This is a genomic window from Sphingomonas paucimobilis NBRC 13935 (assembly GCF_000739895.2).
In the GTDB taxonomy this organism is placed as follows: Bacteria; Pseudomonadota; Alphaproteobacteria; order Sphingomonadales; family Sphingomonadaceae; genus Sphingomonas; species Sphingomonas paucimobilis.
Window position 1 is genome coordinate 76,068 of sequence record NZ_BBJS01000030.1, and the last position, 19,720, is coordinate 95,787.

Here is a 19,720-nt window from a genome sequence, read left to right on the forward strand (position 1 = left end):
AGCCGCGCGCGGCTGGAGGACACCGCGCTCGATCGCCCCTGAACGAGCGCGCGCACACCGGCAAATTGGCGGCCCAGCCGCCGATTTGCGTTGTTGCGCCTGAATTTCCTCATCTCCGGTCATGATGGCGCCTTTCCTCGCCCCTCAGGTCACCCAGCTTTACAGCGCCGATGCATATTCCATATTCTGTGGTGGGTTCCACCGCGGCAGAATGATCAGACACACATGGTAGACGGTGAGCCCAGCAATTCTCGAAGCCCGGTCGTGGTAGGAACCGAATTGAAGATAGCTGCGAGAGAAATCGTCCGACGGTGGGTCCGCGATGCCAGTGACGTTATACTCGACCGGATTGGCGAGGGTGCCATGCGAGCATCCTCCGATGCGACGGCTCACCTGCCTGCACTGGCCGAGGGCCGATCCGCGCAGACCATCATAGCGGACATCGGGCGGTCGATCGCGGCATGGGACGCGCCCCCGCCGCCGCCTCGCTTTCAGTGGCTACGGGTCCGTCAGCATTCTGCTCCCGGCCTATCAACCAAAGACATCGACACGCTGGTGATGCGCCTGGATGCCGAACGGGATGAATCCACGCGGCGGATGATCCTCCTCATATCGGCCCGCGATCGTCTGGCCAAGGCCGCTGGCGGATTGGAGCAGGCTTTGACGACGATCGAGCTATTACGGCCCATGATCGAGTCCGCGGCGCGGGAGTTGCGGGTCGAGCAGCCGGAACGCGCCGCCGCCGTGCAGGATCGCGGATCGGCCATCCTGCTGGAACGCGAACAGGCCCTGCTCACCCAGCAGGCCATTCACCGCCAGGCTGTGATGACGCTGGACCTGCTGATCGCTAATCAGACCGTGCTCGACAAGGCGATCGTCCAGGCGCGCAACGCAACGCTGTCGGCGCTGCAAGTCGCCATGGCGGCCCGGCAGGTGATGAGCGATCAGACGCTTATCGACCCAGGCCACGCCGCCGAGCGCGCCCGAGACAAGCTTCGTGCTGCCCTGGCCGAGGCGCACCAAGCGATGGAAACACTGGCATCGCGTGACAATTCCACCAGCCCGCTGGATTTGTAGCCGCTGCATGCGGTAGGCTCGCGTCCAGTTGGAGGCGACAAGCGCAAGACATGGTTTCGGGGTTTCTTGATCGGATCGCCAACTGGCTCTCGGCCCCCGATGACGGGTCGGCCACCCAGCCCCCTGCGCCCGTTCCAAGCACCCCTGCCATCAGCCCCGACGACGAACGCCTCCCCGATGCGTCGCGCCCGCGCGTGGCCCAGCTCGTCTCGCTCATTGCGGATATTGAGGCGCGTGCCCGGGACAACAGCCTGATGGTCTCGGCATTGGCCGAGGTTCGCCAGATGCGCGACACGCATCTGCCGCGACTGATCGCCAGCTATGCCGAAATCCCCCCTGCCCACCGCGCCGAGATTTTCCGCACAACGGGTCGTTCGGCGAGCTATAATCTCAACGAGGCGCTCGATCGCATGGTCACCCGCGCCGAGACGCTGTCCCGATCGATGGCGCAGGACGATATCGACAGCTTCGCCGACAATCTGCGCTTCATCGAGCAGCGCTATGGCGACAACGGCCCCGCCTGACGTCCCTCAGCCGAGCCGCATCGTCGGAGTGAGCCACACCGTGCCACGCCCGGAAAACACGAAGACCAGCCCCTCGCCACTCCGCATCGCATTGCGCAGCCCCCGGACCAACGGGCGAAGCTCGACCTGCAACCCGGCTGAATACATTAGCATCAGGTCGCCATCGACGATCAGTTCGTCACGCCCGTCCAGCTCGACCACCTCGATCTCGTCGACCGGCACCGGCGACTCCACGACAAAGGCCCCCGCCCCGGTCAGCTTGGGCTGCATGAGGCCGTTACCCGACAGCACACCCTGCACCGAGCGATGGATATGGGTCGACACCGCTATATTGCCGTCACAGGCGTAGAAGGCACCGTCATCGAGGATTAGGGCATCCTGCGGCCCATCCATCTGCGCCAGGATGAAATGCTTGGGCGTCGCCTCGGTCCAGACCTCGCCCTGTCCGGCATAGCGGGTCGCGAAGGCGCTCTCGCCGGTCCCGGCAGAGGTTATGGCGCGGGCAAAAAAGCCACCGGCACCGGCATTCTTCTGAATGTCGATCTGCAACCGACCCTTGGCATATTGCAAGGCGCCCGGCTCCAGCAGCGCCGCACCACCATCGAGCACGATCCGCAGCTGGCGCGCGGTGGCACGATGTGGCGGATGAAGGTGGATAGTGGCGGCGGTTCCGTTGGGCGAGGCATTGGGGACGTGCACCGGCGTGCCGAGCGCGTGGCTCTTGCGCACGAATTGATACAGTTCGAAGCGGACACCGTTGCCGACCTGCTCGTCGATCTTGGTCCGATAATCGCTCATGCTACTCTCCCCTATCCTCATGCGCGCAGCGGTATCGACGCGGGGTGTGCCATGGGATCCGCCACGCCGAAGGCATCGGCGCGGGCAAGGGTCCGCTCGGCCCAGCCGCGATGGGTCGATGGTTCGCACATGACCCCATGATGGGCAAACACCGCTGCACTATCCGGCGCCAGGATCGCCTGCGCCTCTCTCCATTGGTGCGACGGCACCGCGAGCGCCGCCTGGATAACCGGAACCTGATTGGGATGGATCGCCGATTTGGTGAAGAGGCCATGCTCGACATCGCGCTGCACTTCGTCGCGGAGCAGCGAGGTGTCGCCGAACCGCTCGAACACCGGCGCGCTGAGGGCAAAGCCCCATGGCGCAAAGCAGCTGACCAGCATTCCGATCACCGCGCTCAGCGGCCCGTCATAGGCGGTTCGCCCCGCCACGCGGCGCAACCCCATGGTCTGCAGCAGATCATTGCCACCGATACGCAGCGCAAGAATGCGATCCTGCACCGCTAGCAACTGATCGCGCAGCCGACGCAGCTCATAGGGGTCGAGTGCCTCCCGCGTCTCCAGTGTCGGCATCAATCGATGCCCCGGCGCATAGGGTAGCGAGAGATAGGCCGGCATGTTGTCGGCATGGGCCTTGGGCAGGACGAAGCCCTGGACCCGCTCGATGCCGGGCAGGCGGAGGATATGATCCAGCATTGCCCCATCGCGCGGCCGGACGAAGATCATCGGCTCGCCTGGTACGGCGTCTCGCTGCGCCAGCCGACGCAGCAGCGCCGCCAGATGCGCCATCGCCAGCGGGATGTCGGAATCGAGGACCGCATCTTCCAAGCACAGTACCGCCGAGCGCAGCCCTGGCACGGCAACCGGACCGAACAACCGCTCGAACAGATCGGGCCGGGTACATGGCATGTAGAGCGTCGCACCCAGCGTCATCGCCGACATCATAAGTCGTTCCCCAGGCTGCGGATGATCGCGACTGCGCGGTAACAGCTGTCGTCGCCAAGGCCCGAGACGGGAACGCCGCCGCGTTCGGCCAGATGAAGCAGATGTGCGACATCGGGATCGTCGCGATCGCGGACCAGCAACCGTTCGGGCATACGACGCAACAAGGCGCGGGTCGCCTCGGCGATACCGGGCTTGATCCGGTTGCGGTCAATGGTATGCGCCAATTCGAGCAGACGCGTGACCATCGCCTCGCATGCCTGACGCAGCGCCGGTCGCCGTGCCGCATGTCCGTCTATAGCCCTGGCATGCGCCCGTAGCGCCAACGGCGTCAGCGCATCGACAAACGCTTGCGAACGATCGGCCGCGGCGAACTGCGGATAGGAGACGCAGGCATGGAAATCGTCAGGGCCAACCAGATCGTCCCGCAGGATCGACCGGCTGACCAGCCCCGAGACGATCCCGTTGAGCAGGCCCGAGGCGATCAGATAGTCATCATCGGTCGCGGCGATGTCCGCCTGTCCGGCGGGATCGGCGACGACCGCCAGCACCGGCGCGAAGCCGAAGGGCTGGTCGGCAAGGCTGGTACGCATTTCCTGCGCGATGGCCCCCTTCCCCGTCCACCCGTCGACGAAGACGATATCGGCCGGATCGTGGCGATCGGCGATATGGCGCAGCGCGTTCCGGTCGATGCCGCGATCGCGAATGATGCTGATGGCATAGTGATCCACCCCATGCCCGGCGGCACGCAGCACCCGCGTCAGCAACACCCCGATCGGCGTGCCCGCACGGGCGAGGCTGGCGATCACCACAGGCCGTCCGGGACGTCGCGCCGTCAGATGCGCGGCAAGGCTTGCGATATCCTGCGCCAGCCGCGCGCCATTACGCGCCAAAGCCGCGTCATACAGCGAGAGATAGGCGTCGCCGGGCACGGCTTCGGGCGCGATCATCTCGGAGTAATGGCGGCGGCCCGACTGGATCAGCGCCTCCTTCTCCAAGACGTCCGTCGCGTCGAGCGCGACCGGCTTGAGCAGGAACGTCACGTCTTCCGGCGCGTAGCTGCCCGAGAATGGCGCTCCTACAGGGACGGTGACGGGATCAGCCGCCACCCAGCACCTGCTTGCCCAGTTGCGATCCCACCGGCATCATCGCGAAGTCGCAGGCCGCCATGAACGGCGCATCGGTCAGGCTGTCGCCGATGCCCAGAACCGGCAGGTCGCCATGCGCGGCCCGCAACCGGGGCAGCAGCCGCTCGACCGCATGCCGCTTGCCCAGATAGGGCGGCATCAGCGCGATATTGTTGCCGTTGCGGTGATCGGTCCAGCCGACGGGCAGGCCCGGTACGGCGGCGTCGACCACCTCGTTCAGCGCCGCGCTGTCCGCCGTCGCATGTTTGACCAGCACGTACAGCGGCACATCGTCTTCGGTCAGGACGCGAACGCGGATCGCCTGCTCCCTATGCTCGGCCTCGGCTGCAATGGCGTCGGCATAACCGGTCAGCTCAGCGACATGCGCAGCGGCGCTGGCGGCGATGCGGGCGGCCCATTCCTCGTCCACCTGCCCATGATCATCGAGGATCACCCCGCCATGCGCGCAGATCGCGGCGGCGAAGGGGATATGAACCCGGCGCAGCGCATCCAGGCTCCGTGCCGTGACCGGGATCAGACGCGTCGTCTGAGCCAACCAGGTTAGGAAAGACATCTGGCGGGGCGTCGCATAGCTGAGCGGGTCGCCCTCCCTAGTGAAGCCCAGCGGCGTCAACCGATCCACCGGCACATCGTCGGGACATTTCCCGATCGTCTGAAACAGCGTATCATCCAAATCGACGAACGCGATCGCCCCTATCGTCATCGCCATCCCAGTACCGAAGCATCGAGCGCAGAGATCAGCGCCGGATCGACACTGGCTATCGGCGTTTCATGACAGATCCAATTCGCACGCCCATCGGCCGGATCGGCATTGTAGAGATAGTTGGCGACCCCGGTGTCGTAATTGTCGCCAAAACACAGCTTGGTCACCATCGCGCCGCCGATCCGCGCCGGGCTGCGGCTGGTCGCCTGCACCACGACGTCGCGTCCCGCTTCCTCCAGCCGTTCGGCGAGGCGAAAGGGCAAATAGGTAAACTCGCCGGTACCGATGATCCGCAACGGCTCTATACCATCGGGTAACGGCTCGACGGGCAGGATGTTGGGCGAGTCAGACCGCCCCAACCGGCCGTAATTGATATGTGTCGGCATGGTGCCGAGCGATCCCGCCCGCGCCTCGAATCCCGGATCGGAATGGTGGTCGGTGGCAGGCGTCCAGTCCAATTGCCCGCGAAGCAGCGATACTACTTCGGTTGGGCGCGGCATGGCGCTCCAACGCTCCGTACCCGCCGTCCAGTCGGTCAGCGTCGCCACAACGACCCTTTCAACCTGCGGCCATTCGGCGATCAATGCGGCTGCAAGGTTGCGAAGGGTGGTGCCGGTCGAAATCTCGTCATCGACGATCACCAGCGATCGGGGACAGGCCAGTGCATCGAACTGCGGGCGATAGATCAGATGCGCCGAGGCGTGGCTGTGCGGTTCCTCGAACCGGCACAGCAGCGGTGCGTCGACCGTTTGTCGCGTGGAATGGATGAAGCCGGCATCCTCGCGCCCGGTCAGACGCTGCCATTCCTCGTGCAGCGTCTGGCCCAGACAAACCGCCGTCTCGGCCAGTCCGATGACCAGCACCGGGCCGGGCATATCGGCGGGGATGGCGGAAGCCAGGTCGCGAACGCTGCGCCGCATGACGCTGGGCCGCGCGGGCAGATGCCGCCCCAGCACTCGCGACACGACCAGATAGCCGCGCTTGGGGTTCTCCCGCGCGGCAAAATCACAAAGCGCGTCCAACGGCCAGCGGCTGTGGTCGACGCGGATGGTCAACTGACCGGTCGGCAGAGCGATGCGATAGGGCGGAGGCGCGAGGTCCGGCACGGCCGACATGAAGTGAGAATGTCCCGAATGAACGACCACGACAGGCCGATCCCGCCGGTTTGCCCGGCGGGATCGCGTCGTCAGATATTGACGCCCAGCGACTGGGCGAGCGGCCCCAGACCACCGGCGAAGCCCTGGCCGATCGCCTTGAACTTCCACTCGCCATTGTGGCGATACAGATCGCCGAAGATCATCGCCGTTTCGGTCGAGGCGTCTTCCGACAGATCGTAGCGTGCGATCTCCGTACCGCCGTCCGCGTTAACCACCCGGATATAGGCGTTGGACACCATGCCAAAATTCTGGCGGCGCCCCTCAGCTTCGTGGATCGTCACCGCGAAGCTGAGCTTCTGGATGTCGGCGGGAAGCTGATCGAGACCGACGACCACGACTTCGTCGTCGCCGCTGCCCTCGCCGGTCAGGTTGTCACCCTGGTGGACGACCGCGCCGTTCGCGCCGTTCTTGTTGTTGTAGAATACGAAATCGGCATCCGAGCGCACCCGCCCACCTTCGTTCAGCAGGAACACGCTGGCATCGAGATCGAACGCGCTGCCATCCGTCACGCGCGTGTCCCAGCCCAAGCCGACACGCACGCCGCGCAGGCCTGGTGCTTCCTTGCTAAGGCTGACATTGCCGCCCTTGGAGAGAGAAACTGCCATTTTTGCTATCCTCGATAAGGTCGGCGATCAGCCGACATTGACGCCATAATTGCGGGCCATGGGAGCCAGGCCGCCCTTGAAACCTTGGCCGACAGCGCGGAATTTCCACTCGCCATTATGGCGATAGACCTCACCGAAGATCATCGCCGTCTCGGTCGAGGCATCCTCGGACAGGTCATAACGCGCGATCTCGCGACCGGTGACATCGTTGACCACGCGGATGAACGCGTTCGACACCATGCCGAAGCTTTGGCGCCGCGCCTCGCCCTCATGGATGGTGACGCTGACCGCGATCTTCTGGACATCGGCGGGCACCTTGCCCAGTTCGACCTTCAGCGCCTCGTCATCACCATCACCCTCGCCGGTGCGGTTGTCGCCGGTATGCTCGACCGAGCCGTCGGACGAGCGCAGGTTGTTGTAGAAGATGAAATCAGAATCCCCGCGAACCTTATCGCCTGCACCCAGCAGGAAGGCGCTGGCGTCTAGGTCAAAATCGGTGCCGTCCGTGGTCCGCGTGTCCCAGCCCAGACCGATCAGGATATGGGTGAGGCCGGGTTCTTCTTTCGACAGGCTGACATTGCCGCCCTTGGCCAGACTGACTGACATGAATGTGCTTCCTCTCTCTTGATCGTTCAGATGGACAGGCGTTCGCCGGTCGGCGCGACCGGCACCGCATCCTCCAGCGCCACATCGCCATCGCCTTCCCGCCGATTGGCGCGAACCGATGCGAACAACGCCATGCCGATGAACGCCGCGCCGATCAGGCCGGTCACGGTTTCGGGCACTTCGACCCGGATCGAGATCAGCATGATCGCGGCCAGCGCGATGATGGCGTAGAATGCACCATGCTCCAGGTAGCGATATTCGGTCAGCGTTCCCTTATCGACCAGCATAACCGTCATCGACCGGACGAACATGGCACCGATACCCAGCCCGAGTGCGATGATGAACAGGTTGTTCGATAGTGCGAACGCACCGATCACCCCGTCGAACGAAAAGCTGGCGTCCAGCACTTCGAGATATAGAAACGCCGCCAAGCCAGACTTGGCCACCGCGACCGTCGCAGCCGCATTGCCCGAGGTGGGTTCCTCGTCGTCCTTCTCCAGGATCGCACCTACCGCCTGCACCGCGATATAGGCGAGCAGGCCGAAAATCCCGGCGGTCAGGAAGGTCATCGCCTCCTCCGCAGGAATGGCGCGCGAGATGCTATAGAGCGCCAGCAGCACGATGCCGATCGCCAGCCCCGAAATCCGCGAGAGACCGGCAAAAGGCCGCTCGATCAGGCCAATCCAATGCGAATCCTTTTCCTCGTCGAGGAAGAAGGTCAGCCCGACCATCGCCAGGAATGCGCCACCGAAGCCCGAGATGCCGACATGCGCGCCGGTGATGATCCGTTCATAGGCGACAGGGTCGGTCGCAGCGAGCACCACCGCATCGATCGGCCCCAGGCGTGCCGCGATCGCGACGATGACCAGCGGGAACAGGATGCGCATCCCAAACACCGCGATGATGATGCCCCAGGTCAGGAAGCGACGCTGCCAAACCGGCGTCATGTCGCGCAGCACGGTGGCGTTGACCACCGCGTTGTCGAACGACAGCGAGACCTCCAGGACACCGAGCACCAATACGATCCACAAGATGCCGAGCGTGCCTGCGATATCGTGCGTCAGCGTCCAGCCGATCCAGGCCCCGATCGCGAGACAGATCGCCGCGAACACGAACGATCCTTTGAAATATTTAAACATTCTTCCCCCGTATGCCGTCGACCATGGTGGGACGGCCTTAATCCTTGCTGCCCGCGACCCAGCGAAGGCCCCAGTCGAAACGTTCGTCGAGCACCTGCTGGTCGCGAACATATTCGACGATCCGCGTCGCCTTCAGCCGCCCGCCGTCATTCTCGATCAGGACGATGCCGCACAGACGACGGTCATTGCGCCCCTCGGTCATGCGGACTTCGATCGGCGGCTGGTCCGGCATGGTGACCGTCACCACGCCGTCGGTCTGCTGCCAGTTCGGGACACCGTCATAGATATTGGCGAAGACGACGATGCGACGCAGGTCCGACCAATGCGCGCCATTGATGCGCATCGTTTCTCCCTGCGAGACATCGCCCGTGCGATCGTCACCAGAGAGGGCGATATAGGGGGCCTGATCAAAACCACCGAATGCCCGTCCCAGCGCCTGTACCACGCCCTTACGACCATTGGTCAGTTCAAACAGGCACCCCAAATCCAGATCAATCGCGGTGCTGCCACCGAAAAACGCTTTGCGCCCGCGCGACCAATTGAGGTTGACGACGATCTCGCCGAAATGATTGCCCTTCTTCTCCAGGCTGACCGTCTGCCCCGGCTTGTCGAGCGTGACCTTGCTCAAACGAACAGGCGGCGCCGGTGGGGGTGGCGGAGGCGCCGGCGGCGGAGCGGCGTCCTCGGCCACCTCGATCCCAAAGGAGCGCGCCAAGGGTGCCAGGCCGCCATTGAACCCCTGCCCCACGGCGCGAAACTTCCACTGGCTACCCCGCCGATAGAGTTCACCCAGCACCATCGCCGCTTCCGTCGCGCCAGCCAACATCGGCCGATAGCGGATCGTGTCGCCGCCGCCCGCCGGGGTCACGGAGATTTCGGCATCGGCGAGCAGCGCCAACGTCTGCCCCTTGGCCTGCGCCTCGTGGATCGTCACGCAGAAAACAATGCGCTCCAGCTCGACGGGCAACTGCGCCAGATCGACAGTAAAGCCGCCGCGTGGTCCGGTACGATCCCCGAAGCGCACCGCGCCAGCCGCACCATCAGGCTGGTTGTAGAACACCATGTCCGCATCGCCGCGGACCTTACCGCCTGCGGTCAGCAGATAAGCAGACGCATCCGCCTCGACATCACGCCCCGATGGTATCGCCCACGAAAAGCCGACAGACATCCTGCTGCCGGTGACAGGCGTGTTGCCGCCCTGTTGAAGCTCGGTCATGCCCCGCAATTCCCCGCCTGGACGATAGCTCAGAGAACAGCGTTGATCGCGGAACTCATGTCGTGGAACGTGCGCCCCATGGTCCGCTCGCCCAACGCCTTCATGTCCCAACTCTGACCGTTGCGGGTCAGCTTGGCCATCACCTGCCCGGTGTGGCTGCCCTCCCCCGTCAGGTCGTAGCGCGCCATCTCGCGTCCCGTGGTCAGGTCGACCAATCGGCAATAGGCATTGGCGATCCGCTCAAAGCTGTCGCCCTGGAAGCTGTTGACCGTGAAGACCAAGGTCTGGACCGAAGATGGAACGCGCGACAGATCGACATTGATCGTCTCGTCATCGCCGTCGCCAGCACCGGTCCGATTATCGCCGCTATGGACGATGCTGCCATCCTTGCTCGACAATTGGCGGAACCAGACCTCATCGACCATGCGGCGGTTGCCATCGAACAGCAGGCACGAGGCATCGAGATCGATGTCGCCGCCACCGCCGCCGAACAGACCGAATAGCCCTTTACCCTTGCGGACATCCCAGCCCAATCCCATCGCAACCTTGGTCAGGCTGCCGCCATCGGACTTCGCAAGCGAAACCGTCTGTCCCTTTTGCAAGCTAACCATATACGATCGTCGCCCCCGTTAGATATCCAGATGGTGGCGCGAACAGTGACACAAGGTCAAGGTCGCATCCGCCCGAATTTTTTCATCCATTTTGGTCCGTGCAAAAAAGATGACCGATACCCCTTCATCTTTCTATGCTTGGCGTGTGAAGGTGGGATGACATCGAGCAAAGGCGACGGGGGTTTATGATCGAGCGGGATCGCTTGACGGCACTGATCGAATATGTCGAGGCAACCGAACGAGATCGATTGCGCACGGTCAGCGACATGGCGGACTATCGTGCATTTCGGCGATCGGGTGAGGATATCATCCTTCTTCCCGGCGTCCTCGTCAACGTGCGCGACGGCGACGATCATCGCTGGTTGAGTGTCGACCGCCTTGTCCGCCGCCCTCCACCGGTGCCAAGCGACCCAGAATTGCGACGCTGGATCGACCTGCGCGACGATGTCGCGCAGGTACCAAGTCTGCGCCGCGAACTGCCTAGAGAGATGCTCGATGACGCGCTACGCGACGGGATCGAAACGTCCGGCCTGGCGCTGATCGATCACCCTGAAGCTGCGCGATTGAACGCGGCACTCGAGGGTTACAAACGCGAGATCTGGTCCGCCTGGGCGCTGGAGGAACGGCCCCGCCGCCAAGCGATCGACCTGTACAACAGCCTTTTCGCGCTTCGTCAGACGCTGGACGGCGGGTCGGAGCAGCCGGTCGAACTAGTATGGGGCATCGGCGTCGCGCGCTGGTCCCGGCCATTCGGGCGGCTGCATCACCCGCTGCTCACCGTCCCTGTCGAACTTACGCTCGACGAGGTCACGCACCGCATCGACATTCGCCCGCGTAGCGAAGCCCCACCGGGGATCGAGACAGCTCCGCTCGATGCGCTCGATGCGCCCTCGGTCGACGAGTGGCAGGCCGGCACCCAGCGCTATCTCGACGCGATGGAGGGCGAAGGCCTATCGCCTTTCGATGCGGAGAGCTTTGCACCGCCGCTACGCCGGGCGGTCGCACTGCTCGATCCCGACGGGCATTATCTGCCCGATCTGGGCGAACGCTACCCACCGAGCGGCGAGACGCTGCAGGTCGATGGCGGCTGGGTCCTGATCGAACGCACGCGGCAGGCGACGCAGTTGATGGACGACCTGCGCCGGTTCAAGGACGCCCTAGTCGCGATCGACGATCCGGAGGCGTTGCCTCCCGCCGTCCGTGTCCTGTTGCAACCTCCCGCCGACAGCGCGACGACGGAGGCCTATCCCAGCTATCGCGGCGTCTCGACGGTGCCGGGCGTCACATCGTCGGACGGATCGGGCCATGACCTGTTCTTCCCCATGCCGTTCAATCGCGAACAGGTGGAAGTGATCCAGCGTCTTGCTACTCGGCCAGGGGTGGTCGTGCAGGGGCCGCCGGGCACCGGCAAAACCCACACCATCGCCAATATCATCAGTCACTATCTGGCGCTCGGCAAACGGGTCCTCGTCACCTCGCAAAAGGCACCCGCGCTGAAGGTCCTGCGCGACAAGCTGCCCGCCGCCGTTCGCCCGCTTGCTGTCAGCCTTCTCGACAGCGATCGCGATGGACTGAAGCAGTTTCAAGAATCCGTCGACATCATTGCCGACCGGCTGCACCGCACTCGCCCGACCGAAACGGCGCAGCAGATCGCGGTGCTCGATGCCCGGATCGAAGCGATCCATCGCCAGCTTGCCACCATCGACCGGCAGGTGGAGGATATCGGTCGACAGGCCATGACCGGCGCGACCATCGACGGCGCCGCGATCGAACCCGCCGATGCCGCACGACGGGTAATTGCGGCGGGAGAACTGGCGGATTGGCTGCCCGATGCGATCGACATCATCGCCTCGCACGAACCCGAATTCGACGATGCCGCCCTCATCCGGCTGCGCGCGGCACGCAAGGAAGCGGGCGAACGGATCGCGCTGTTCGACCAGCCACCGCCGCCCGGCGACCTGCCCGATGCGGCGGCGATTGGCGCGATACACCGTGATCTGGTCGAGGCCCGCGCGCTTGGTGAACGGACCGGGGGCGATCAGGCACTGGGACGTCAGATCGGTGCCGAGGCCGTCGCTACCTTGCACGCGCAGGCCGAGGCTCTGCTTACCCTCCGGCGGCAGGCGATGGCGGGCGGTTTTGCCTGGTCGGCCACCGTGCGCGACCGCTGGTTAGCCGATGCCGACGATCCCGCGCTGGTCGCCCTCGAGGGATTGGCAGAGGAAGCCGCGCAGGTTGCCGCCGAGGCGCGGCACTTTCTAGTCCGCCCGGTCATTTTGCCCGATGATGCCCTCATCAATACGGCTTTCCGCGAGACCGTTGGTCGATTGGCGGCGGGTGAGGATCTTGGCCTGTTTCAGAGCCTGTTCGCGCGACAGCTCAAGACGCAGGTCGCCACCGTCCGGCTTTCAGGCCGCGCCCCCGGTGATGCCAGCGAATGGGCCGAGGTTCATCGCTATCTCGCGCTGTGCGATCGGGCGATCCGGCTGGCGGCGGCGTGGAACCATGCGGGACCGCTTGCCGGAGTTGATCCGGTGGCCGGGCAAGAGCCAGCCGCTGCCGAAGCCATGCGGCGGCAGCTTGCACACATCGCCGCCCTTCGCACACTGGCGCACGAAGAGCGGGCATTGGCCGATGGCGTTCGGACAGTCCTGCCCGGATGGCGACGCCCGCTTATCGGCGACGATGCCGCGACCGAGGCGCTGATCATGCTGTGCGACCAGCATCTGCTGGTATTCCGCCTATCCGCCGCCGAACAGGACCGCGACCGACTGGTGACTCTGGCGCGCACCATTGGCGGCGCCATCGGTGATGAAATATTTGCCATACTGCAGGACATGGTCGGACAGCAGGGCATCGACGCTCATCTGCTCGAACGTCGGTGGCAGGCGGCGCTGAGCGAGGTGGCGGTGCTGCGCGCATTGATCCCCAGCTTCGCGACGATCCGCGATCTGACCGCGCTGATCGCCGAAAACGGCGCACCCGGTTGGGCGGAGCGACTACGCAGGGAAGCCGTGACGGGCACTGAAGACGCGCTGACGCCCGGCGACTGGCGGGAACGTTGGACGCTACGCAGGCTTTCCACCTGGCTGCGCCGGGTCGATCGGCATGATCGGCTGCGCGCGCTGGGGCAGGAACGCGGCGAGCAGGAGGACCTGTTGCGCCGCGCCTATGAAGAGGCGATCGAACTTCGCACCTGGTGCCGCCTAGCCGAGAAGGCCAGCGATCAGGTTCGCACGGCGCTCGCTTCCTATGCGCAAGCGATGCGAAAGCTGGGGCGCGGCACCGGCATCCGTGCGGGTCGCTATCGTGCCGATGCGCGTGCCGCGGCTGACCGCGCCAAGAACGCCCTGCCCTGCTGGATCATGCCGCATTACCGCGTGTCGGAATCGCTACCCGCCGAACTGGGCCTGTTCGATCTGGTGGTCATCGACGAAGCGTCGCAATCGACCGTCGCCGCCCTTCCAGCCCTTCTAAGGGCCCGCCAAGTCCTGATCGTCGGCGATGACCGGCAGGTCAGTCCGGATGCAGGTTTCCGTGAAGAGGCACGGATGAACCAACTGGCCGACCGCCATTTGGGTGGACAGGTCGCAGACTATCGATCGGCGCTACGCGAGGAAAAGTCGCTATACGACCTGGGTACGGTCGTCTTTGCTGGTGGCGCGATCCTGCTCAAGGAACATTTCCGCTGCGTCGGGCCAATCATCGAATACTCCAAAGCGCAATTCTACAGCCACCAGCTAGTACCGCTGCGCCTGCCATCGGCATCCGAGCGGCTTGATCCGCCGCTGATCGATATTCTGGTCGAGGACGGCTATCGCCGGGGGAAGGTCAATCCGCCCGAGGTCGACTGTATCGTCGATGCCATCGGTCGCATCGCCGACGATCCGGCGATGCACAAGCGCTCGATCGGCGTGACCACGTTGCTCGGCCAAGAACAGGCCGTCGCGATCATGACAGCGATCGAGCAGGTGCTGGGCTCCGAAGTCCAGCTGCGTCACAACATTCGCGTCGGCGAGCCCGCAGCCTTTCAGGGCGACGAGCGCGACATCATGTTCATCTCGCTGGTCGCGGATGGGAAGAGCAGCGGCCTGTCCGGCCTGGGCTATGAGCAGCGCTTCAACGTCGCCGCATCACGGGCGCGCGACCGGATGGTGCTGGTCCGCTCGGTGGAGTTGGAGGATTTGCGCCCGGCCGACAAATTGCGCCGAAGCCTTATCGAACATTTCCATGCGCCCTTTGCGGGCGACACTGCCATGGTCGCCGATCGCCGGGCCAGATGCGAGTCGCCATTCGAAATCGAAATGTACGACCTTTTGGTCGAACGGGGTTATCGCGTCGACACGCAGGTGCCGGTGGGTACCAAGCGGATCGACTTGGTTGTCGAAGGCGAGAACGACCGGCGACTGGCGATCGAATGCGACGGCGACCGTTACCACGGCCCCGATCAATGGCCGCACGACATGGCCCGCCAACGCATGCTGGAGCGCGCGGGTTGGACGGTGTGGCGCTGCTTCGCCTCACGCTTCGTTCGCGAACGTGATGGTGTCATGGCCGAATTGATCGCTTTGCTGGATTCTCGCGGAATTGAGCCACAACGGGAGGAAGGCGCCCCGCCGAGCCGCTTTACGGAGCACCGCCGATGGCGCAGCACGCCAGAACAATCGGACCCTGTTCCTTACGCGTGGCTTGTTGCAGAGGATATCGTCTGAACCGAGCCGCACGGCCTGTCGGTTGGTATCGGCGCTTAGTAGAAAGCAGTTCGGGTACCTGTCTGCATCACTTGACGGTGGCCGATGCCATGATCAAATAGCTGCTGCACACGGGTACAGACCGTGTGTACAAACCGATGGGCAAGCGACCCATAAGAACCGCAGAAATACGTGCTTTTTACGCTGGATCAACGCCTCCCGTAGGGGTCACCATTGTCAAGGCAAAAGCGGCAGAAATTTGCGCTTTTTGCGGACACGGTGCGATTAGCGACATCATCTCGTCCCCCAAAATAATCTGGCTGTGATGGTTTGATATGGACCGCCTTGGGTCGAAGGTTATCGATTTGGATATGCCATCGCGTCTCGCATCCGAGTGTGGTTTCAGGCCCCATGAAGGCCGCCACGCCCCGCGCGTGAGCCGCTCTTCCCGTCGACGTCAGTTCGCTTCGATCTGACTCACTATTCCAGGCGTGGGTGACTCAGCATTCCAGCGCGACGGCATCAGCCAGTACGTCGCATTCCGTCAGTCAGCCGCAGCAGAGACCCACTTGCGGACGTTCATCCCAGCACATCCAGCGCCCGAAAGCAGACGTTCGTTCAGGCAGATGCCGACCTGCTACAACCGTCTACCGACAGGCCTCTTCGTGCCGGTAAGATGAAGAAGTCAACGAATCCCCGCCTATTCTTAGACCGTCGGAACCGTACCGCCATCGATGACGAACTCGGCGCCATGGATGGCGGCAGCACGATCCGAGGCCAGGAAGGCAATCAGGTCCGCCACCTCCGATGGCTCGGCGCCACGGCCGATCGGGATGCCGCCGATCCACGCCATCACGGCCTGCCGTGCGTCCTCATAGGTGCCGCCGTTGCTCGCCTGCATACCCTTCACGAGATCGACCGCACCCTCGGTCATGATCCAGCCGGACACACGATGTTGACGCGGACGCCCTTCGGACCGAGCTCCTTGGAGATGGATTTGCTGTAGGTCCTCAGCGCCGCCTTCGCGGCAGCGTAGGCGGTGGTGGACTCCGGCAAAGGCAGCACCGATTGGGTCGACGTAACATGCACCACCGCGCCACCGCCGCGATCGATCATTTGCGGGATCAGAAGGCGGTCGAGGCGCACCGTCGCCAGCAGGTTCAGGTTCAGCTCCGACAGCCAGATGTCGTCGGTCAGGGCTGCAAAGCCACCGGGCGGCATCGCGGAGCCGCCAATCACATGGGCCAGGATGTCGATCCCGCCCAGCCGCTCCAACGCTGCCGCCGCCAGCGCCTCGCCTCCCTCGGCCGTCGTCAGATCCGCCTCGACATACGCGACGCCCTCAATTGGATTCTTGATAGTCCGGGCGGCGGAGATGACCTGCGCGCCACCAGCGAGGAAACGCTCGACCGTGGCACGGCCGAGCCCCTTGGTGCCGCCGCTGACGAGCACACGCTTGCCCGCGAGTTCGTTGGGATCGGCCTCGATGCTCATACCGTCGTCTCCAGCGTCTTAATCGCGCCGTCCTCCAGCGTGAAGCGGTAGGTGAAGCGCAGCGGGCTGCCGGGAAAATCGCCGTGCGCGGGGCCTTCGACGATGACATCGCCGCCGTCGTTTCGGACGGTGTCGGGCGTAAAGATCGCCTTCACCAGCATCACCTCTTCCTCGAACAGCCGGCGGATCGCCGCCTGCCCGTCGAAGTGCTTGCCGTTGTCGATGAAGACCGCGTCGGGCCGGAACGGCTTCAGCATGCCGTCAAGATCGAGACGGGCATTCGCCTCGACATAGTTGGCGATCGGCTTGGGCAGGTCCATCAGCATGGTCATTTCCTCAACGTTGATGAGGATGATCTAGCGATGGACTAATCCCGTGATAATCGAGACAAAGCGGCATGAGGCATCGCGATAACCGGGACAATCATGCGTCATTCCCTCATCGAGCTTGAGGCCGTTCTCGCCATCGTCCGGTGCGGCTCGTTCCGTGCGGCGGCGCTCGATCTCGGCATGTCGACCACTGCCATCAGCAACGCAGTCGGCAAGCTTGAGCGGGAGCTTTCGGTTCGCCTGTTCAACCGCACCACGCGCAGCGTCTCGCTCACCTATGCGGGGCGCAGCTTCGTCGCACAGATCAAGCCGGCGCTCGAAGACACCCAAAAGACGATGAACACGGCGCGTTCCCAACAGGAGACGCCGTCCGGCACCTTGCGGATCAACGCCTTCGCGACTGCCGCGCGCGAAATCATGGCGCCACTCATTCTCACCTACCTTCAGCGCTACCCCCAAGTTCACATCGATCTCGTCACCGAGGGGCGGCTGATTAATGTCGTGGCGGCCGGCTTCGATCTCAGCATCCGCAGCGCCGATCTGGTGCCCAGCGACGCGATCGCCATCTCGCTTGGCCAGATGCGGCGAATGGCGGTGGTCGCATCACCGACCTTTCTTGCCGACAGCACCATCCCGCAGGTGCCGCAACAGTTGCTGGGCTTTCCTTGCCTTCGGATACGCCTTCCCAACGGGGCCTTGTTCCGATGGCGTTTTGAGAAAGGCGGCGAAGAGCTGCAGGTCGACGTCGAGGGCCCGATCACGCTCGACGAAGCATCGCTCGCCCCGATCGCGGTGACGAACGGTGTCGGGATCGGATACTTCATGGAGCCTGACGTGCGTGAGGACATCGCGGCTGGACGACTCGTCCGCATCCTCGAAGACTGGACGCCGCCTCTCGCGCCGCTGTGCCTCTACTACCCCAACCGACGCAATTCCTCAGCGGCCTTTCAGAGGTTCGTCGCGCTCGCTCGGGATTTTGCCGCCGGACGACTTTGACCCATAGTCGGTCATTGGGGGCACCTCACCAGCTTCCCATCTTCTGCCATTCGTTCATATTGGAAATAGCGCATCTTCCACCGTCGCGCTGGTCGGACGAACGTCCCGCAAAGGGTAGAAAGCAGACATCAGTGATGGAATTCGAAGCCGCAGCGAGTGCAAACCGCATGGGGCTCAGCAAGGATCGTCCTCCATGGACTTCGCTCGTTCCAGTAGATGCTCTGTCGGCAACGCGGACATGCGGAGCTAAGGTCAACATCCCGTTGCTAGCGAGCCAAGCCGCTGTCAGCCAAAAGCTTGCGCCAGCAGCCATAAGCAAGACTGCGACCGGTGCGAGCGCGATCGCAATGGGCCGGGCGAGAGCCGCCAGCTTCAACTTCGTCGCAGGCTTCAACGTCATTGACCGATGAGTAGCCAACTCGCGAATGGCCGCAAGTGGGCGAGAGCGAATCTGACCGACCGTCAACCATTGCAGCAAGCGCCGTGGATCGGGGCGCTTCCGCTAGGGAACCGGGACGATACTAAAATAGTCTGATCCCATGCCGGCCATCATCCACCGGCCTAAGCCGCAGGTATCAGCCGCCCCCCCTGATCTCGGCAAACACCTTCATAATAATTTCGAATACGTTGAAAAACCTCTTTGTTTCGCTGATGATCTGCAACGAACCATTCAATTGGCATCTTTCCCGATCGAAATATTCTAACCAAACTGAAGCATTTACATGTCTAAATATAGTTTTGCCTTGGTTAACCTAATATTTGCGATCTTTACTTTTCCTGGCAAGGTAAAAATGATAGGCTCTATCGCGCATTTCCTGAATATTTATGGTGTTTAGTGCTAGATCGATGTGCCAGGTATTGGTTGCACCGAACCCGGATGCGGACTGTGCCTTCGAAAACTGGTTGAACTCTGACTTTTCGGTATTGCATCCGACAAGCATCAAGATAGCGACAGGAAGGCAATAGATGCGCATCGACACATCTGTGAGAAATTATGGAATGCCCGCGAGTGGGCGGAAGCCGCCCTGCCCTGCCGCCGAGGAGGCCCAGGATCAGACATCCATAATCCCTTTTCTGCCGCCCAACTTCCGCGGCTTTTTCATCACCGCGTTCTGGACACTTTAGGAAGCAGGCTGTGCAAATCCGAGCTTCATGCTCGACGAGGTGCGGACGGCTTTGGCGGGCTATGGTACCCGGCGAACTGCCACGCTATGTCGAACCGTAGATGCCGAACCGGGCTCCTCGTAATACAGAACAAGGATGGTAGCTAACGGGGCAGCGGTGAGGATTAACAGAAAAAGGCCGACCAGCCAGTCGTTGGTATCTAGCGGCTTCGAGAAACTACCGCTGGGCGGCATGGACGGGTTAGGTCGGATAGGGCGCCTGCCGGCTGTCCTCGTATGAACCGGGCGATGCCCGCTAGATTGATGAGCGGACTGCTTGAAATGTAGGCGATCGTAGGCTGCGCGCGCTTCCTTCTTCCCTAAAACGGCATACGCCTCATTGATCTCCTTCGCGCGAGCAGAAACATCCACACCATGATTGGCATCGGGATGATATTGACGGAGGAGCGCCTTCCACGCGGAGTGTATGGTGTCACGACTTGCCGTCGAGGGCACCCCGAGAACGGCATAATAGTCGGGTGATAAAGCCATCTGGTTGTCACCTGTCGCTAAAACGTAAAA

The 19,720-nt window shown here is 63.2% G+C and carries 18 protein-coding genes; 4 read left to right on the forward strand and 14 right to left on the reverse strand.

The features are described 5' to 3' along the window. Nucleotides 1-363: 363 nt before the first annotated feature. Complete coding sequence (locus SP6_RS20940; RefSeq protein WP_158005328.1) at nt 364-1,077, forward strand: toxic anion resistance protein; 714 nt, start codon at nt 364-366, stop codon at nt 1,075-1,077. Between the two features lie 50 nt (nt 1,078-1,127). After that, on the forward strand, nt 1,128-1,601 hold the full coding sequence (locus SP6_RS10085) for a hypothetical protein (protein WP_007405758.1): 474 nt from the start codon (nt 1,128-1,130) through the stop codon (nt 1,599-1,601). A 6-nt stretch (nt 1,602-1,607) separates the two neighbouring features. Here the strand turns inward: SP6_RS10085 and SP6_RS10090 are convergent, their stop codons facing one another. The 10 genes from SP6_RS10090 to SP6_RS10135 all read right to left on the reverse strand — a co-directional run bounded on the left by SP6_RS10090 (nt 1,608) and on the right by SP6_RS10135 (nt 10,525). Beyond that, nucleotides 1,608-2,399 carry an AIM24 family protein gene (locus SP6_RS10090; protein ID WP_007405838.1) on the reverse strand — a complete coding sequence of 264 codons (792 nt, stop codon included), beginning with the start codon at nt 2,397-2,399 and terminating at the stop codon, nt 1,608-1,610. A gap of 17 nt (nt 2,400-2,416) precedes the next feature. Beyond that, on the reverse strand, nt 2,417-3,340 hold the full coding sequence (locus SP6_RS10095) for an HpcH/HpaI aldolase/citrate lyase family protein (RefSeq protein WP_233419823.1): 924 nt from the start codon (nt 3,338-3,340) through the stop codon (nt 2,417-2,419). Further along, on the reverse strand, nt 3,340-4,449 hold the full coding sequence (locus SP6_RS10100; protein ID WP_007405767.1) for a cysteine protease StiP domain-containing protein: 1,110 nt from the start codon (nt 4,447-4,449) through the stop codon (nt 3,340-3,342). Before SP6_RS10100 ends, SP6_RS10095 begins: the two co-directional genes overlap by 1 nt. Further along, on the reverse strand, nt 4,439-5,197 hold the full coding sequence (locus SP6_RS10105) for an HAD family hydrolase (RefSeq protein ID WP_232252397.1): 759 nt from the start codon (nt 5,195-5,197) through the stop codon (nt 4,439-4,441). The genes SP6_RS10100 and SP6_RS10105 overlap by 11 nt, the downstream gene beginning before the upstream one ends. After that, nucleotides 5,188-6,306, reverse strand: coding sequence for a phosphoribosyltransferase domain-containing protein (locus SP6_RS10110; RefSeq protein WP_007405798.1), 1,119 nt, complete (start codon nt 6,304-6,306; stop codon nt 5,188-5,190). Before SP6_RS10110 ends, SP6_RS10105 begins: the two co-directional genes overlap by 10 nt. A 71-nt stretch (nt 6,307-6,377) precedes the next feature. After that, nucleotides 6,378-6,953 (reverse strand): TerD family protein, encoded by a 576-nt coding sequence (locus tag SP6_RS10115; protein WP_007405832.1) that lies wholly within the window; start codon nt 6,951-6,953, stop codon nt 6,378-6,380. A 27-nt stretch (nt 6,954-6,980) separates the two neighbouring features. Continuing rightward, the gene (locus SP6_RS10120; protein WP_007405768.1) at nt 6,981-7,559 is read right to left on the reverse strand and encodes a TerD family protein; all 579 of its coding nucleotides are present in this window, start codon (nt 7,557-7,559) and stop codon (nt 6,981-6,983) included. Between the two features lie 26 nt (nt 7,560-7,585). Continuing rightward, nucleotides 7,586-8,698, reverse strand: coding sequence for a DUF475 domain-containing protein (locus SP6_RS10125; protein ID WP_007405778.1), 1,113 nt, complete (start codon nt 8,696-8,698; stop codon nt 7,586-7,588). A 37-nt stretch (nt 8,699-8,735) separates the two neighbouring features. Further along, the gene (locus SP6_RS10130) at nt 8,736-9,914 is read right to left on the reverse strand and encodes a TerD family protein (protein ID WP_007405763.1); all 1,179 of its coding nucleotides are present in this window, start codon (nt 9,912-9,914) and stop codon (nt 8,736-8,738) included. A gap of 29 nt (nt 9,915-9,943) precedes the next feature. After that, nucleotides 9,944-10,525 (reverse strand): TerD family protein, encoded by a 582-nt coding sequence (locus SP6_RS10135; RefSeq protein ID WP_007405797.1) that lies wholly within the window; start codon nt 10,523-10,525, stop codon nt 9,944-9,946. A 185-nt stretch (nt 10,526-10,710) separates the two neighbouring features. On the opposite strand from SP6_RS10135, the gene SP6_RS10140 reads away from it, so the two are divergent. After that, entirely contained in the window at nt 10,711-15,237 is a 4,527-nt protein-coding gene (locus tag SP6_RS10140) for a PDDEXK-like endonuclease domain-containing protein (protein ID WP_042468924.1), read from the forward strand. Between the two features lie 685 nt (nt 15,238-15,922). Here SP6_RS10140 and SP6_RS21640 read toward each other — a convergent pair. From SP6_RS21640 to SP6_RS10150, 3 genes are read right to left on the reverse strand one after another with little or no spacing between them, the layout of a single operon-like run. Beyond that, nucleotides 15,923-16,150, reverse strand: a complete 228-nt coding sequence (locus SP6_RS21640; RefSeq protein WP_269153438.1) for an SDR family oxidoreductase — start codon at nt 16,148-16,150, stop codon at nt 15,923-15,925. Beyond that, the gene (locus SP6_RS10145; protein ID WP_007405808.1) at nt 16,147-16,710 is read right to left on the reverse strand and encodes an oxidoreductase; all 564 of its coding nucleotides are present in this window, start codon (nt 16,708-16,710) and stop codon (nt 16,147-16,149) included. Before SP6_RS10145 ends, SP6_RS21640 begins: the two co-directional genes overlap by 4 nt. Then, nucleotides 16,707-17,036 carry a nuclear transport factor 2 family protein gene (locus tag SP6_RS10150; protein ID WP_007405840.1) on the reverse strand — a complete coding sequence of 110 codons (330 nt, stop codon included), beginning with the start codon at nt 17,034-17,036 and terminating at the stop codon, nt 16,707-16,709. Before SP6_RS10150 ends, SP6_RS10145 begins: the two co-directional genes overlap by 4 nt. Nucleotides 17,037-17,135: 99 nt before the next feature. On the opposite strand from SP6_RS10150, the gene SP6_RS10155 reads away from it, so the two are divergent. After that, complete coding sequence (locus SP6_RS10155; protein ID WP_007405776.1) at nt 17,136-18,035, forward strand: LysR family transcriptional regulator; 900 nt, start codon at nt 17,136-17,138, stop codon at nt 18,033-18,035. A gap of 1,184 nt (nt 18,036-19,219) precedes the next feature. Here SP6_RS10155 and SP6_RS21700 read toward each other — a convergent pair. Then, entirely contained in the window at nt 19,220-19,690 is a 471-nt protein-coding gene (locus SP6_RS21700) for a J domain-containing protein (protein WP_082052475.1), read from the reverse strand. Between the last annotated feature and the right edge of the window lie 30 nt (nt 19,691-19,720).